Raw genomic sequence first — 14573 nt, 5'->3', positions numbered from 1 at the left:
TCCTTCCTCTTGGGTTTGCCCCGCGCTGGGTTTTGTGTGGGGGGGTACCCCAGCGCGGGGGTGGGGGGCGCTCAGTTGCGAGCGCAGCCGACACCGTTTCGGCGCCTGTACGCGTCAATCGATTGGACGAGGCCAGTGCCAGTTTGCGTTGGCGATGCACATCGCGAGTGAATCAAGGACGGCGGTTCGGGCACTCATCCCTTTCGAATGAGGCGTAAACGATGTAGGCGCACAGGGTGTCAGCATTGGCGCGCAGCGGTATCGACTGCGCCCCGATGAGAAACGAGTTTTGACATGGGTTCCGTTGTCGGAGAACTTCTCCCATTGGCCGTCGGTGTCGCCGTGTCGCCGGTAGCCGTCATCGCCACTATCTTGATGTTGCTCTCCAAGCGAGCGGGTAGCACCAGCGTCGGGTTCGCCGTGGGCTGGTTACTCGGAATCTTCATCGCTACAGTTCTTTTCGTCATTCTGTCCAGTGCCGTCAGCACTTCGGACGATGGACCGTCCGCCACGGTTTCGTGGATCAAACTAGCCCTCGGTGTCCTCCTGTTGACGGTCGGGGTCAAGCAGTGGCGGGGGCGCAGCGGCGAGCACGAAACACCGAAGTGGATGCAAGCCGTCGACGAGATGACCGCGGTCAAGGGCTTGGGCCTCGGATTCGCGCTCGCCGCGATCAACCCGAAGAACCTGCTCATGTGCATCGCTGCCGGAGTGTCGATCGGTTCGGCCTCGCTGGCGACCAGCGGAGTGATCACCTCGATCCTCGTCTTCACGATCATCGCCAGCTCAACTGTCGCGATCCCGGTCATCGGATACCTGGTGGCTGCTGATCGCCTGCGCGAGCCGTTGGCCAATCTCAAAGTCTGGCTCCAAGACAACAACACCACGGTGATGAGTGTGTTGATCCTGGTCGTCGGCGTTGTTCTGATCGGCAAGGGAATCGGCGGAATCTTCTGACACCCACTCTTTCACGTGGTGTGAACGCACAATTCCCGGATGATCGTTCGATCAGGCTGGTTTAACCGCGTAGTCGCCGTCGGCGTGGCCGATCAGTTGCCATCCGCCCTCGATCGGGGACAGTCGGACCTCGGAGAGATTCGTGATCTCGAGCTGTGGCCGGTCGGTTCCTGGGTACCAGGCCTCGACCCTTCCGGAGCCGGTCCCGGTAAACCCGTTGCGCGACACCTCCGTCAGCGTGCCGGGCGCTGCTCGCGGATACGCTCGCGAGAGTGGAACGGCGAATCCCTCGACGAGCCCCAGTGATTCACCGGACGGGCAGTCGATGCGATTCAGATTTCCCTGTGGCTGGTGGGTATTGCCGTCGCGAACGGGGTGGGGGTCACCGCACGCTTGTGTCCACGACCACCACGCGCCGCCCATCCGGTACTTGTCGGTGGCGTCGACGAAGCGGTCGACGTCTGCTCCCTGCTCGTCGGCGTCCCCGAACCAACCCCATTCGCCCGTCCACAACGGGGCGTCGTACCAGGCGGCGGCGCCGTCGGCGATCCGAAATCCGTCTTCGATCGCGGGGAATTCGCTACTGACCGTGATGGATTCGCTGTAGAGGTGCGGCGAGAACACCACCAGAGGATCGGTCAGGTACTTGCGCGGGGGCAGTGCGTCGAAGCCGAATGCCGACCAGATCGCACTGGGTTCGAAGAACACCAGGTGCGGGAACCCGCCTGCTTCGGCTTGCCGGATGGCGTCGGTGGCGCGCTGGTAGAACTGCCCGATCTGGTCTGCTGCAGTGAAGGGGTCACGCAGACCGGGGTTCGGTTCGTTCAACAGGTCGTACCCGGCCACCGCGGGTTCGTCTTTGAACTCCGCGGCCAACTTCGCCCACGTCGCCACCAAGCGACTCTGGATTCCTTGCTCGTCGTCGTAAAACGCCTGGAAGGCATGGGCGATGGCCGGCGCAGCTTCCCGGAGCCCGCCGATGTTGCAGGTTGTCCATCCGCCGGTCAGGGTTGCCCACTCGGGCGCGCCGTCCCAGCCGACTCCCGGCCGCATGAAAGACGGGCACGACTGGTCGCTCGGGGTGCCGACGTACGGGCCCCATGCATCCTGATGCATGTCGAGAACGGTGTAGATGCCGTGGTCTTTTGCATCCTGGACCGCTACTCGGATGCGGTCGACGTACGCAGTGTCGAATGTTCCGCGGGTCGGTTCGAGGAGTGACCACGCGACGTTGAGTCGTACGACGTTGAAGCCCAGCGCTGCCATGTGCGCGAAGTCCGTTCGTCCCAGCGGCGTAACGGTGGGTAGCCCGGTGCCGTTGGTTGCGTAGTCGTTGAGACCGTTGGCGTTCACGCCGCGTAGCAACACCGTTCGTCCGTCGACGTCCTTGATCGTGCGATCTGCGACAGTCAGTTGGGGGAGAGACCAGCCCGATTCCGGTGGTGCGGCGTGAGCGGCCGGAGCTGCAATCTGAAGTGCCAGGATTGCAAGGGTGGCAAGCAGCAGCGCGCGCATCCGTAAACCTTTCTAGACAAACGTCCAATTCCGAGATGAGGCTAGCGTGACAACGCCTTTTTCCGGCGCGCTTTGCTCATACCTGTCACGGTCGCCTTGTTGCCGAGAACACGTCGGCTACGTGCTGCTGCTGCTGGAGGTGCGATCATTGTCGACAAGTCTCGACCCAAGGGAGCCCTGGTGAAACTTGCATTGACCGATCTGATCGAACGAGTGTCTCGTGACGATGCGGCGAGTACCCGAGCGTTCTACGAGTCGCGGCCTGCCGGCGTCGGTCCGAGTTCACTGCAGGAACTGCTTGTGGTGCGAGCCTCCAGGGTGGTTGATCCCACGGCGACCCGGGCTGTTGAACACACGCTCGACATCGAGGGCCGATCCGTTTCAGTGCGCGTAGTCACGCCGAAAGACGGCGATGTCAACGGGGTCTATCTGTATCTTCCGGGTGGTGGTTTCTACATGAGTTCAGCGGCCAGCTCTGACGCTCGTAGTATGAGACTAGCCGACGCGGTCGGAGTAGCAGTGGTTACCGTCGATTACCGGCTTGCGCCGGAATTCCCTTGGCCGGCAGCGCCGGACGATTGTGAGGCGGTCGCTTTGTGGCTGCTTGACGTCGCTGCCGAACGGTTCGGGACGACCAGGCTAGCCATTGGTGGTATGTCGGCGGGAGCAACCTTGGTGATGACAACATTGCTGCGCCTTCGCGATCGAGGTCTGGCCATGTCATTTTCGGGTGCGGTGCTGGAAGCGGGCACGTACGACGTCAGTGCCCAGACTCCCGCTGGCCGCACCATCGGCGACGAATACTTCATCGAAGCCTATGTGGGCCATGTCGGTGACCGCACTCTTCCGGATATTTCTCCGACATTCGGCGACCTGAGCGGCTTGCCGCCGACCCTCGTTGTCGTTGGATCAGAAGACGTGGTCCTGGCTGAGAACCTTGCCATGGTGGCGCGGCTGTCGGCGGCCGGAAACGACGTCGACTTGCGTCTCTATCCTGATGTCCCGCATGGATTTACAAGCCATCCAACGCCTGTTGCCCGCCGCGCTGCGTTGGATATAGGTGCCTGGCTTGGGCAATGTCTCGACGGCGAGTCAGAGTGACAAGCACGGGCGCGGTTCAGCGTGCAGAGGACACGCGACTTGCGTCCGATGTCAGATGTTGGCGAGTGTTTGACGATGAAACAACTCTAGGCTCACCATCGATTTCATCAGGCCGTCGAGGGTTCGCGCATCCCATCCCGTCAGATGCTGCCATCGGTCGAGTCGATAGGTGACAGAGTTTGCATGCAGATGGATGTCACGGGCGGCAGCGCTGACGGAGAACCCGCTTCGGGCGAAGGCGCGGACGGCATCCATCAGATGTGAGTGCTCTTCGGCCACGGACGCCCCAGCCTGCAGGAGTGGCAGAAGCTCCTTCTGGTGGGCGGCAAGGGTGGCGATGAGCCATTCATCGGTAAAACTGACCGTCGTGCCCGGCGCTGTCGCCAACTGCACTGTGCGCTCGGCGTCGGTGATGCTTTGAGCTGCGCCGACGAGTCCGACCCGGGGCATCCCGATACCTATTGACGTTCGTGGATGATCTCGCATGATTGCGTGGATAACGTCTTCGATCGGTTCGCCCTGACTCATCACGATTACTCGGGTGCCGTGTCGACTGCATTGTGCGACAACGTGCACGGAATCCAGGGTTCGTTGCAGGTGTTCCACTTGTGCTTCTGACCATTCGTCTTCGACGACCGATAGCGCTTGGAACGATTTCTGTGGATCGAACCCGAGGGTTTGTGCCAGCTCTCGGGCGTTGCTCATTTCCATATCCGTTGCACTGTGCAGTGTTTCGAAGAATCGGTAGCGAATGCCGGCGCGAATGGCCTGCTCGCTGCGCGTCGCCTCGGAGTGTCCGACCGCGACCGCGCTCGTCGCAGTGTGAACGAGGTCCCAGAGTTTGCCGCCCGCCTGCAGCAGTTCGTGTGTTGGTTTCGTGGACCGCTCGACCATTGTGTTCCAGAGCTCCCGAGAGGCAATGTGATAGGTCTCGATGACATTGGAGAGCGGGAGCCCTTGCATCGCACGGCGGCGCCCGAGCTCGCGGTTTCGGTCGGTGTCTTCTGTGGTGAACGTTTCGTTCTCGGCAACGGCACACAGCATTGCGGACAACTGTTTACGGATGTAGTTGCCTTGCTCGGCCACTGGTACCGCGGAGTAGGCCGGGAGTTCGCTGCGAATCTGCTGTACCGCGCGCTCGGTGAGCGCTTCGAGCTCGTCGGAAACCTCGCGACACAACCGGCGGATCGTGTCCTCTTCTTCGACGTCGGACACGTTCACCGGCTTCTCCTTCATGCGTGCTTGGTGCGTCCCGTGAATATCACGAACGAGCGTCGCGGATTCTGGGGTTCGCCCATGGTCCCGCCATAGTGACGGGAGGCACACTCAACGCTAGACCGGACGACGATTCGACGGCAAAACGCCCCTCGCCTCATCTGCTCCGGATCGATCAACGGCTAAGGAGCCACAATCATGTCCAACGAGGCGAAGAGTGCCTTGCTCGCAATCGGAGTTCCGTTCGTCGGGGTGCTGGGCGGGATAGTTGCGCTCTCCGAATCCGAAATGACCGTTCTCGGATTCCCGATTTTGTTCGCGTGGCTTTTCCTGTGGATGCCCTTGACTTCGCTATGTCTCCATTTGGCATGGAAGTTATTCGACCGCAAGGACTTCGAGGAAGCGGAACGAATCGAACTGGCTCAGGCCAAGGCCGAGATCGGGGATCCGACATGATCGCTGCAACATTTACGCTCGTGCTTCTCCTCGCGCTCGGCGCCGGGGTGCTTTCACGCCGTGGAAGCAAGAAGGAGATCTCCGACTACCTGGTGGGTGGGCGATCGTTCGGTCCCGTACTGGTTTTCATCCTGGGGGCAGGTGAGGCGTACAGCATCGGCACGCTCATCGGATTCCCCGGCGGCGTGTACGCCCACGGGGCAAGCTACGGCGTCTGGTTCATCGGATACATCTTGCTTGCCTACCCGATCGGATACTTCTTTGCGCCCTATCTCTGGCGGGCAGGCAAGCGGTACAACGCGATGACGCTACCCGACGTGGCAGGGCGGCACTTTCGCTCGCGCGGACTGGAACTGACAATCGCGATTGCCTCGGTAGTGTTCCTCATTCCCTGGGGGCAGTTGCAGCTTGCCGGCCTCCAGGTCGCACTGAGCGGACTGGGCATCACCATCAACCCGACGGTGGCGGTTTTTGTCGGCGCCGCGCTTGCTCTCCTCTTCCTCCTGCTTTCGGGTGTGCGAGCACCGGCGTTCGTGTCCTACGTCAAGGATGCAGCTCTGCTGTTGGGAGCGATCTTGATCGGACTCGCCGCCACGGCCAAATCGGGCGGCATCACGAAGCTCTTCGCCGATGCGGCAACGCATGGGGCCGGACAGGCTTCGCAATCCACCGTCACCGGTTCGTCGCTGACCTTCGTGCTCACCACAATCGTGTTCCAGTCACTCGGCTTTTTCGTTTTCCCGTTCATCGTGCAGGCGGTGCTATCGGCGAAGTCCGAGGCAACCCTCAAGCGAGTCGCCCGATTCAACCCGCTGTACATGCTGATGTATCCCTTCCTCGTCGCTGCAGCCTTCGGCGCAATTTCGTTGCTGCCGAACAAGCTCGAGGGCGCAGAGTCCAATGAGGTGCTCCTGCAACTGTCCCGCCTCGTGCTTCCGGACTGGCTGACCGGAGTGGTGGCGGGTGGTGCGGCACTGTGCGCGATCGTGGTTCTGTGTGGTTCGGCGCTGGGAATCGGCTCGATCGTCTCTCGGAACATCGTTCCTGGAATACCCGAATCAAGTCAGCGAGTGTGGGTGCGCGGGGTGATCGTCGCCTATCTCGGCCTCTCGCTGCTCCTCACGCTCGCCGCACCCCAATTGCTGCTGACGCTGGTGAACACCGCGTACTACGGGGTGACCCAGGCCGTGGTGGTGTTCGCGACGATGATCTTCGGATGGAAACTGCGACCGGCAGCGCTCGCGATGGGCGTGGTACTCGGCGACGTGGTGGTGCTCTGGCTGTACCTCGACACACACGGAGCGGTATCGACGTGGTTGTCGGACCACGGCATCAACATCGGTGCCGCAGCCCTCGTGCTGAACGTGCTGTTCGTGTTCGCTACCCGGCTGATGTGGCCTCCTGTCGAAGCGGTTTCGGGCCTCCGCGCAGAAAATCGATCGGCACCAGCGCCTTGCCCCGTCACCCCGACCGCGAAGGCGGATATCTGATGACCAGGACTTTACTCACCGCAGATGCAATCCTCACCCACGATGCGGCGTCACCTCAGGTGGAGGCCCTTGTGCTCGATGGAGGCCTGGTTGTCGCCACCGGAAGTCGAAAGGACATGGGGGAGCACGTCGGACCGCAAACTCGTCGGCTCGATCTACCTGGCGCAACTGTGATCCCGGGGCTCATCGAGTCGCACATTCACCCGACCTACGCCGGCTTGACTGACGGATGGGCTGATTGCCGGACACCCCCGTGCGCCTCGATCGCGGATATCCAAGTGGCGCTACGGAACTCCGCTCCCACTCACGGCTGGATACGTGGATGGGGATACGACGACACCCAACTTCGAGAAGGTCGCCATCTCACACGCGATGACCTCGACGCAGTCTGCACTGACCGCCCGATAATCGTTCTGCACATCTCGGGGCACTTTGCGGTGGCAAACACCGTTGCGCTCGCAACTGCAGGTATCGACGAATCGACGGTGGAACCCGAGGACTCGCAGTTTCCGCGTGGGGCGGACGGGAGGCTCACCGGGATGGCCTGGGAAATCGATGCCGTGGCCCGGCTGAGCGCCGCGATCCCAGACCTGACAGAGGCGGAGGTGCGGACCGCGCTGCTGCGTAGCTTGACGCTGGCGCGTTCGCGAGGAATCACGACCGTGCACGATCTCGGGGTCGGCCTGTCGGCGGGCATGCAGGAATTGGCCGCCTATCGTGCCCTGGACGCCATGGGCGAGATGCCCGTGCACACGGTTGGCTTCCTTCGGGGTGATCTCGCGATCGCGGAACTGGAGGGAGGGAACATTGCTTTCGCAGCTAATCCGGACCCAGGGTCACGCTTCCGTTTGGCCGGCGCCAAATTCTGGGCGGATGGGTCCATTCAAGGGTTGTCCGCAGCTCTGCGGACCCCGTACACGTGCAGCCCGAACCATCACGGTGACCTGCTCTATCCTCAGGAGCAACTCGACGCCATGGTTCTCCGGGTCCACCGCGAGGGAGGGCAGGTCGCGGTGCACGCCAACGGCGATGCGGCCGTAGCCGCCGCTATCTCGGCTCTGCGAAGTGCACACTGCAGCGACAATCGTCGAGCGCGGCACCGTATCGAGCATTGCCAGGTCAGTGGGCCTGCGGACCTGGAAGCGATACGTGATGCCGAGATCGGGGTGAGCTTTTTCGTCAACCATGTATTTCATTGGGGCGATCGTCACCGTGACCGTTTCCTCGGTCCTGAGAGAGCCGGCAACCTGGACCCGCTGGCGTGCGCTGACGAGATCGGCTTGAAATTCGGGCTGCACTCGGACTGTCCGATAACTCCGATGGATCCCCTCCAGACGATTAGGACAGCTGTGAATCGACTGACCATGGGCGGTGCCGTGCTTGGCTCCCACCAACGGATCGGAGTGCAGCGTGCAGTACAGGCCATGACTGTGGACAGTGCGTACTTAGTTCACGATGAAGGACGGGCAGGGATGCTGGCGCCGGGTCGCCGTGCGGACCTTGTCGCACTCGACGGCACTCTTGCTGCTCTGGCAGATGCTTCGATCGCCATTCCGCAGCCTGCACTGGTCATGGTCGACGGCCGGTAGCTCGTGAGATTGATTTCTTCGCAACGGATACCAGCTCGATGTCGAGATTTGTGCAGTTGCTCGACAGTGAAGTTGTTCAGCGACGGACAGATACCGGTGCCGCCGCGGCCGCGGCCGCGGTCTGTCGTTCGAGCGGGTCCGGCGTGGTCGATGGCACTGCAGTGACGGGATTGTGTTCCCTCCCGCATGATGGCGGCTGTCCGGGCACCTGAACACATGTCCGGTTTCTGGGGCAAAGTCGGGACGAGGAGCGCGCCGCCCTTGTAATCTCGCACGTGGTTTGCGGGGCGAGGGGTCCTCCCGCACAGCGAGTGAGAGGATCAGAATGACGACTGCTTACGCGCGCCGCCGAGGGGTGCGCCCATTCGGAATCACCCTCGCTGCACTGGTTGCCGTGGGTGCGGCCCTGACCGGTCCCACTCTCGCCTCCGCCTCGAGCGACGACCTGCAATTGGGTTCGAGCCAGTTCGGATCGTCCGGGGAGCACCCGCCGCTGCCGGAGATCCCACCGCCGTCCGCCGCCGAGATGAGGCTCGACGAGGCGCGGAACTTCCGCGACATCGGCGGCTACCGGACTACCGACGGCAGGACCGTCCGGACAGGCCTGGTGTTCCGTTCCAACAAGCTCAGCTCGCTCAATGAGACTGATCTGGCAAAACTCACCGCCGCGAACCTGACCCTCGACGTCGACCTGCGCAACGCCTCCGAACGCGTAGAGGATCCCGATCGGATCCCCGCCGGGGTCACCTACCAGGTCGCCGACGTCGTCAGTATCGAACACGGCATCGCGTTCCACGAGTTCGTTCCCCTGACCCTCGGTCGCGCGTTGATCGACGGCGCAGTCAAGGGAACCTCGAACATCGGCCAGAGCATCGGCTACCCGTTCATGGTCAACTACCGTGGTTCCGATGTCGCCTTCCGTGACCTGCTGACTGCGATCGCGAACAACTCCGACGGCGCAACCGTCTACCACTGCAGTGCAGGGAAGGACCGCACCGGTTGGGGTACCGCGATCCTTCTGACCATTCTCGGTGTCCCGCGTGAGTTCATCAGCGCTGATTTCATGGCGTCGAACACGTACCTGGGCCGGGACGACGCGGTGGACCTGTCGTGGCTCGATGCGGCGTATGCACAGGTCGACCGGCTCTACGGCGATATGGATACTTACGTACGGGAGGGCCTAGGCGTCGACCAGGGCACTATCGACTCTCTGCGTGCCAAGCTTCTCCTCTAGGGGTAGCCCCACACCTCGGCTTCTTGCCCACTCGGACCCGCTGCTGTCCCAGTGCGACTGATGGTTGAGGGAACGCGTAATTGTGTGGCACTGCTCCTGTGGTGGGCCCGAGGTTTCTTGGCCGTGTGCGATCACCAAGTGGCGCAAGCACTTTGCTGGCAGAAAGCAAGCCTGATCACGCACTTGATGCTGGCCAATTGGTCAGCATCGAATCGAGTGCCTCGAGGATCTTGGACCAGCTTTCGGCGCTGTCCGGTGCGCTGTGGCTGAACGATCCACCCAACTCGAGGCTGGCGTACCCATGGAAAACGCTGCCGAGCAATCGAACTGCGTGGGTCTGATCGAGATCGGTGAGGTTGTACCCGCGAAGAATTGATCGCATCATCTGCGAGTGTCTGAAGCCCGCGCTCGCAGCTGCGGCCTCCGGTGTGAGGCGCATCTGTGACGCGGCGTATCGGCCGGGGTGTGCCCTCGCGTAGTTGCGGTACACGTTCGCGAAGGCGGTCAAGGCGTCGCGGCCGGACCGGCCACGGCGTCGGAAGCCTGGTCGGCCATCTCCTCCAGGGCAAGCAGTGCGATTCTGGTTTTGAGGTCGTTCGAACTCTTCACGTGCGAGTACAGGCTTGCGACCTTGACGTCGAACGCTCTGGCGACCGCCGATACGGTCACCTGCTCGAAGCCCACCTCGTCGGCCAATTCGGCGCCCGCCACGGCGAGGCGTTCGGGTGTCAGTCCTGCGCGAGGCATGTCCGTTGATCCTGTTCGTCGAGAAGTGAAACCGCTTGCCTAAATAGTATAGGCAAATTACTGTGTGCTGTAGTTAAAACCTTCTCGACTTATCTACAGGTGAATGAGATGAACAGCCAGAGCAGCTGGATTACTACCGCAATTTCCGAGGACATCGTGCGCGGAGCCCTCGAGCTCGAGCGGACCGAACGCGGTGTGCTGACACACCGTCTGCCCGCCAGGGCTCGCACACAATTCGCTGACGGGCAGATGGCAATGGCGCAATCACAACCGTCCGGAGTGCGGCTGGTGTTCCGAACCAGCGCTACGGCCATCGAACTCGACACTCTGCCCACAAAAATGATCTACATCGGTGCCCCGCCGAGGCCACAGGGGGTGTACGACCTGCTCGTCGACGGCGAACCAGCTGGGCACGCAATCGCTGAGGGCGGCAACACGGTGACGATCGACATGGCGACCGGTGGCGCTCAGAGGCAGTCCGGACCCGTCAGCACCATCCGCTTCGTGGACCTGCCTGCGCGATCAAAGGCTGTCGAGATCTGGTTGCCGCACAACGAAACCACCGAACTTGTCGCACTACGGACCGACGCCCCACTCGAACTCGCGGTCGAGACGAAGCGTCGCGTGTGGCTCCATCACGGAAGCTCGATCAGTCAAGGCTCCGGCGCTGAAAGTCCCTCCCGCACTTGGCCTGCTCTCGCAGCCTCCCTCGGCGGCGTGGATCTGATCAACCTCGGGTTCAGCGGCAGCGCCCTGCTGGACCAGTACACCGCCCGCGCTATGCGAGACACCGCAGCTGACCTGATCAGCATCAAGATGGGCATCAATCTGGTCAACTCCGATGTGATGCGCCTGCGGGCCTTCACGTCGGCAATGCACGGCTTCCTCGACACGGTCCGCGACGGTCACCCAGTGGCTCCACTGCTGGTCGTCTCGCCTGTCTATTGCCCGATTCACGAAGACACGCCTGGGCCTGGTGCATTCGATTTCGACGCGCTTGCCAGAGGCGAAATGCGATTCGTTGCTACCGGCGATCCCGCCGAGCGCGCAGCCGGAAAGCTGACGCTGCGCTCTATTCGGGAAGAGTTGGCGCGCATCGTAACCCAGCGATCGGCGGATGATCCCAATCTGCATTACGTCGACGGCTGCGATCTCTACGGTGCGGCCGAGAACGAAGAGTTGCCGCTTCCCGATCAGCTCCATCCGGACGCTGCGACGCACCGCCTCATCGGCGAACGCTTTGCCCAACGTGTATTCGCAGACGACGGTGCATTCGCACGCACGGTGTGATCGCGCAATCCGGTTCGATCGGATTTCACACGATTTGACCCTGACGTAGCGTGAGGGCTCACGATGACTTCATGACCGATACTTACCCAGCATTCGACATCAGCCCCGTCCCTGTCCCCGCTACAGATGCCGTGCCTCCGGAACAGTTCCGAGGTCTCTACGGAATGCCCATGTTCGTGTCGGTTCCGACTTCGAATCTGGCCGAATCGGCCGACTTCTGGATCCGTGGGCTCGGTTTCTTCGACCTCTTTTCGGCACCGGATCGACTGACGCACCTGCGACGCTGGGCATTTCAAGACGTTCTGCTCGTGCCCGGCGAGCGTGCAGATTCACCACCGTCCGTCAGCGTGAGCTTTGCGTGTGTGCTGAGTCAGATCGATCAGATAGCCAAGGCGTGTGAGGAATTGCGGCCCGGATGCACCAGCGGTCCACATCTGAAGCCGTGGAATTCACTGGAGTTGGAGATTGTGACACCGGAGAACGCGCGTGTGATCATGACGGCCGCTCGTCCGTACGACCCGAACAGCGCCGAGGCCGAGCATCTGCGAGGCATGGGAATTGACGGACCCGACGACTGAGCGGCGGTCTGACGCTGTGGCCTCCCGAACCGCGTCTGTCAGACTGGATGCCGTGACGGAGCAACTCTTCGGAGACGACGCAGACAGCGCTCTCACCGTCGGTGCTGCCGCATCACGACTAGGCATAACCGTACGTACCCTTCATCATTGGGACGCAATCGGTTTGGTGCGCCCGTCCGGGCGCAGTGACGGGGGCTACCGGCTGTACACCGACGCGGACCTCGGCCGCATCGGCCGGGTGCTTGTCTACCGTGATGTGGGCTTGTCGCTCGACGAGATCGGGATATTGCTCGGTGCGCCCGCAGCCCACGTGGACGAGACGCTGCGCGGGCAGCGCGCCGAGTTGCGGCAACGGATAGCCGACTTGGAGGAACTGGGCGAGTCCTTGGATCGCATCATCGATGCCAGGAAGTCGGGTGTGCTGTTGCCGGCACACGAGCAGGTGTCGATCTTCGGCCGACATTGGCAGCCGTCATGGGGGCCGGAGGCGAACGAGCGTTGGGGTGACAGCGCGCAGTGGGCGCAGCACGCGGAACGGTCGGCAGGTAGGACCGCTGAGGATTGGCAGAAGATTGCCGACTGCGTCGAGATGCTCAACGAAGACCTGGCGCTGGCGTGCCGATCCGGTGTCGAACCGGGAAGCGCCGAGGCGAATTCGCTGGCAGAACGGCACCGAGCGTCGATCGGGGTTTACTTCGACTGCACACATTCGATGCAGGTGTGTCTGGGACGGATGTACGTGGCCGATCCGGGATTCACCGCGTTCTACGAGCAGGTCGAGACCGGTCTGACAGTGTGGCTCCGCGCTGTCATCGATGCGAATGCTCGGGCCAACGGGGTTGTCCCCGAATCGGCGACGTGGGTGTGAGTGAGCTGGTGGTCGCTCGTCAGTCCAAAGACGCGCAGGCAGTGCACCACGGTCGGCCGTCGACTCCGGGGGCACGATGGGACACTGCGATGCGCGCGGCCAAAATGCAGCTTTCGTTGTCGTGATAGACGTCGAGATCTGAAGGAACCGTCGAGTGGAACGCCGGGACCTTCATGTCTACCTCCGTTGTGGCTCGCCAGGGAGTTGGCTCGTTGCGGCAATCCTCCCACCACAGAGATCATCTCGCCTGTCGGCAGAAGCAGGGCCGTTGCTCGGCCAAATTGCCAGGGGTCGACACGTGCGGTCCCGTCCGCGCGATTGTGCTGCCCCGCAGCGACTTACAGGTGTGGTTGCTTGGTCGCCTTGCCTTCCGAACAGATGCGCACTGCGCGCGCGGTGTGATCTTCGACGGCGCTCACCGCAGAGAATCCCGCAGGGATAGGCTGGACGGATGCGTGGAGAGTACAAGGTTCCTGGTGGAAAACTGGTCGCGGTCGACGTCGAGGTGGCGGACGGTCGGCTGTCCGAAGTCGCAGTCTCGGGGGACTTCTTCCTCGAGCCCGACAGCGCGCTCGACGACATCAACGCGGCGTTGCGCGGAATGCCCGCCGACTCGGATGCAGAACAGTTGGCGCATGCCATCTCCGCTGCGCTCGACGAGTCCGCCTCGATGATCGGCTTCACGCCGCAGTCGGTCGGTATCGCGATCCGGCGAGCGCTCGGCCACGCCACGAGCTGGGCGGATCACACGTTCGACCTCATCCCGCCGGTGGTTCTCGATCCCGCGATGCACGTCGCGCTGGACGAGGTCATCGCGCGTGAGGTCGCATCGGGTGAGCGTCCGCCGACATTGCGTTTCTGGGACTGGGACTCGCCCTTGGTCGTGATCGGATCGTTCCAGTCCGTGCGTAACGAGGTCGACTCCGAGGCGGCTGCTCGGCACGGCATCGGGGTGGTGCGCCGAATCTCCGGTGGCGGCGCGATGTTCATGGAACCAGGCAACTGCATCACGTACTCGTTGGCAGTACCGGCGTCGTTGGTCGAGGGTTTGAGTTTCGAGCAGTCCTACGCGTTTCTCGATCAGTGGGTCATGGGAGCGCTTGCCGAGGTCGGTATCAACGCTCGGTATGTGCCGCTCAACGACATCGCCTCGGACAAGGGCAAGATCGCCGGCGCCGCTCAGAAGCGATTCGCGTCCGGCACCGTGCTCCATCACGTGACCATGGCCTACGACATCGACGCTGAGAAGATGACGCAGGTGTTGCGAATCGGACGAGAAAAGATGTCGGACAAGGGAACCAAGAGTGCGGCCAAGCGCGTCGATCCGCTGCGTTCGCAGACCGGAATGACGCGTGCAGCAATCCTGGAGTCGTTTGCGCAGCACTTCCGAGGTCAATACGACACCCACGACAGCGATTACACGGACTCGGAGTTGGAGCAGGCGCGCAAGCTGGTGGAGACGAAATTCAGAACCGAAGAGTGGACTCACCGCGTCCCGTGACGCCGTGAAACCGAGAAACCGGGACGAGACCC

13 protein-coding genes and 1 pseudogene are annotated in these 14573 nt (G+C 62.3%); 10 read left to right on the top strand and 4 right to left on the bottom strand.

Annotation, left to right across the window (positions count from 1 at the left end; genetic code table 11):
• The first annotated feature begins 294 nt into the window (after window positions 1-294).
• A complete protein-coding gene (locus ACFQ6H_RS22895; protein WP_378648789.1) occupies window positions 295-957 on the top strand; it encodes a GAP family protein in 663 nt (220 codons plus the stop codon).
• Window positions 958-1008: 51 nt separating this feature from the next.
• Here the strand turns inward: ACFQ6H_RS22895 and ACFQ6H_RS22890 are convergent, their stop codons facing one another.
• Window positions 1009-2472, bottom strand: a complete 1464-nt coding sequence (locus ACFQ6H_RS22890) for a glycoside hydrolase family 5 protein (protein WP_378648788.1) — start codon at window positions 2470-2472, stop codon at window positions 1009-1011.
• A gap of 180 nt (window positions 2473-2652) precedes the next feature.
• Between ACFQ6H_RS22890 and ACFQ6H_RS22885 the strand changes: the two genes are divergently transcribed.
• Window positions 2653-3573, top strand: coding sequence for an alpha/beta hydrolase (locus ACFQ6H_RS22885; protein ID WP_378648786.1), 921 nt, complete (start codon window positions 2653-2655; stop codon window positions 3571-3573).
• Window positions 3574-3624: 51 nt separating this feature from the next.
• Here the strand turns inward: ACFQ6H_RS22885 and ACFQ6H_RS22880 are convergent, their stop codons facing one another.
• Complete coding sequence (locus ACFQ6H_RS22880; protein WP_378648784.1) at window positions 3625-4794, bottom strand: PucR family transcriptional regulator; 1170 nt, start codon at window positions 4792-4794, stop codon at window positions 3625-3627.
• A 192-nt stretch (window positions 4795-4986) separates the two neighbouring features.
• Here ACFQ6H_RS22880 and ACFQ6H_RS22875 point away from each other — a divergent pair, with 192 nt between their 5' ends.
• The 4 genes from ACFQ6H_RS22875 to ACFQ6H_RS22860 all read left to right on the top strand — a co-directional run bounded on the left by ACFQ6H_RS22875 (window position 4987) and on the right by ACFQ6H_RS22860 (window position 9557).
• Window positions 4987-5244, top strand: coding sequence for a DUF3311 domain-containing protein (locus ACFQ6H_RS22875; protein WP_378545645.1), 258 nt, complete (start codon window positions 4987-4989; stop codon window positions 5242-5244).
• A complete protein-coding gene (locus ACFQ6H_RS22870; protein WP_378545642.1) occupies window positions 5241-6734 on the top strand; it encodes a sodium:solute symporter in 1494 nt (497 codons plus the stop codon). Before ACFQ6H_RS22875 ends, ACFQ6H_RS22870 begins: the two co-directional genes overlap by 4 nt.
• Window positions 6734-8323 carry an amidohydrolase gene (locus tag ACFQ6H_RS22865; RefSeq protein ID WP_378648782.1) on the top strand — a complete coding sequence of 530 codons (1590 nt, stop codon included), beginning with the start codon at window positions 6734-6736 and terminating at the stop codon, window positions 8321-8323. The genes ACFQ6H_RS22870 and ACFQ6H_RS22865 overlap by 1 nt, the downstream gene beginning before the upstream one ends.
• Window positions 8324-8648: 325 nt before the next feature.
• Window positions 8649-9557, top strand: coding sequence for a tyrosine-protein phosphatase (locus ACFQ6H_RS22860; RefSeq protein WP_378648780.1), 909 nt, complete (start codon window positions 8649-8651; stop codon window positions 9555-9557).
• 175 nt (window positions 9558-9732) lie between these two features.
• On the opposite strand, the pseudogene ACFQ6H_RS22855 reads toward ACFQ6H_RS22860, so the two are convergent.
• A pseudogene (locus ACFQ6H_RS22855) lies at window positions 9733-10304 on the bottom strand (TetR/AcrR family transcriptional regulator).
• 108 nt (window positions 10305-10412) lie between these two features.
• Between ACFQ6H_RS22855 and ACFQ6H_RS22850 the strand changes: the two are divergent.
• From ACFQ6H_RS22850 to ACFQ6H_RS22840, 3 genes are all read left to right on the top strand, one after another.
• The gene (locus ACFQ6H_RS22850) at window positions 10413-11594 is read left to right on the top strand and encodes a GDSL-type esterase/lipase family protein (protein WP_378648778.1); all 1182 of its coding nucleotides are present in this window, start codon (window positions 10413-10415) and stop codon (window positions 11592-11594) included.
• A gap of 71 nt (window positions 11595-11665) precedes the next feature.
• Window positions 11666-12172 carry a VOC family protein gene (locus ACFQ6H_RS22845; RefSeq protein ID WP_378648777.1) on the top strand — a complete coding sequence of 169 codons (507 nt, stop codon included), beginning with the start codon at window positions 11666-11668 and terminating at the stop codon, window positions 12170-12172.
• Window positions 12173-12224: 52 nt separating this feature from the next.
• Window positions 12225-13040: a MerR family transcriptional regulator gene (locus ACFQ6H_RS22840; protein WP_378648775.1), complete on the top strand. Its 816-nt coding sequence runs from the start codon at window positions 12225-12227 to the stop codon at window positions 13038-13040.
• Between the two features lie 19 nt (window positions 13041-13059).
• On the opposite strand, the gene ACFQ6H_RS22835 is transcribed toward ACFQ6H_RS22840, so the two are convergent.
• Window positions 13060-13215 carry a hypothetical protein gene (locus ACFQ6H_RS22835; RefSeq protein WP_003942131.1) on the bottom strand — a complete coding sequence of 52 codons (156 nt, stop codon included), beginning with the start codon at window positions 13213-13215 and terminating at the stop codon, window positions 13060-13062.
• 276 nt (window positions 13216-13491) lie between these two features.
• Between ACFQ6H_RS22835 and ACFQ6H_RS22830 the strand changes: the two genes are divergently transcribed.
• A complete protein-coding gene (locus ACFQ6H_RS22830) occupies window positions 13492-14541 on the top strand; it encodes a biotin/lipoate A/B protein ligase family protein (protein ID WP_378648773.1) in 1050 nt (349 codons plus the stop codon).
• Window positions 14542-14573: the final 32 nt, after the last annotated feature.

It is taken from the genome of Rhodococcus sp. NPDC056506 (assembly GCF_042794945.1).
Lineage (GTDB): Bacteria > Actinomycetota > Actinomycetes > Mycobacteriales > Mycobacteriaceae > Rhodococcus_F.
Note: the sequence above shows the minus strand (reverse complement) of the source record. Positions and strands in the feature narration are given on the sequence as shown.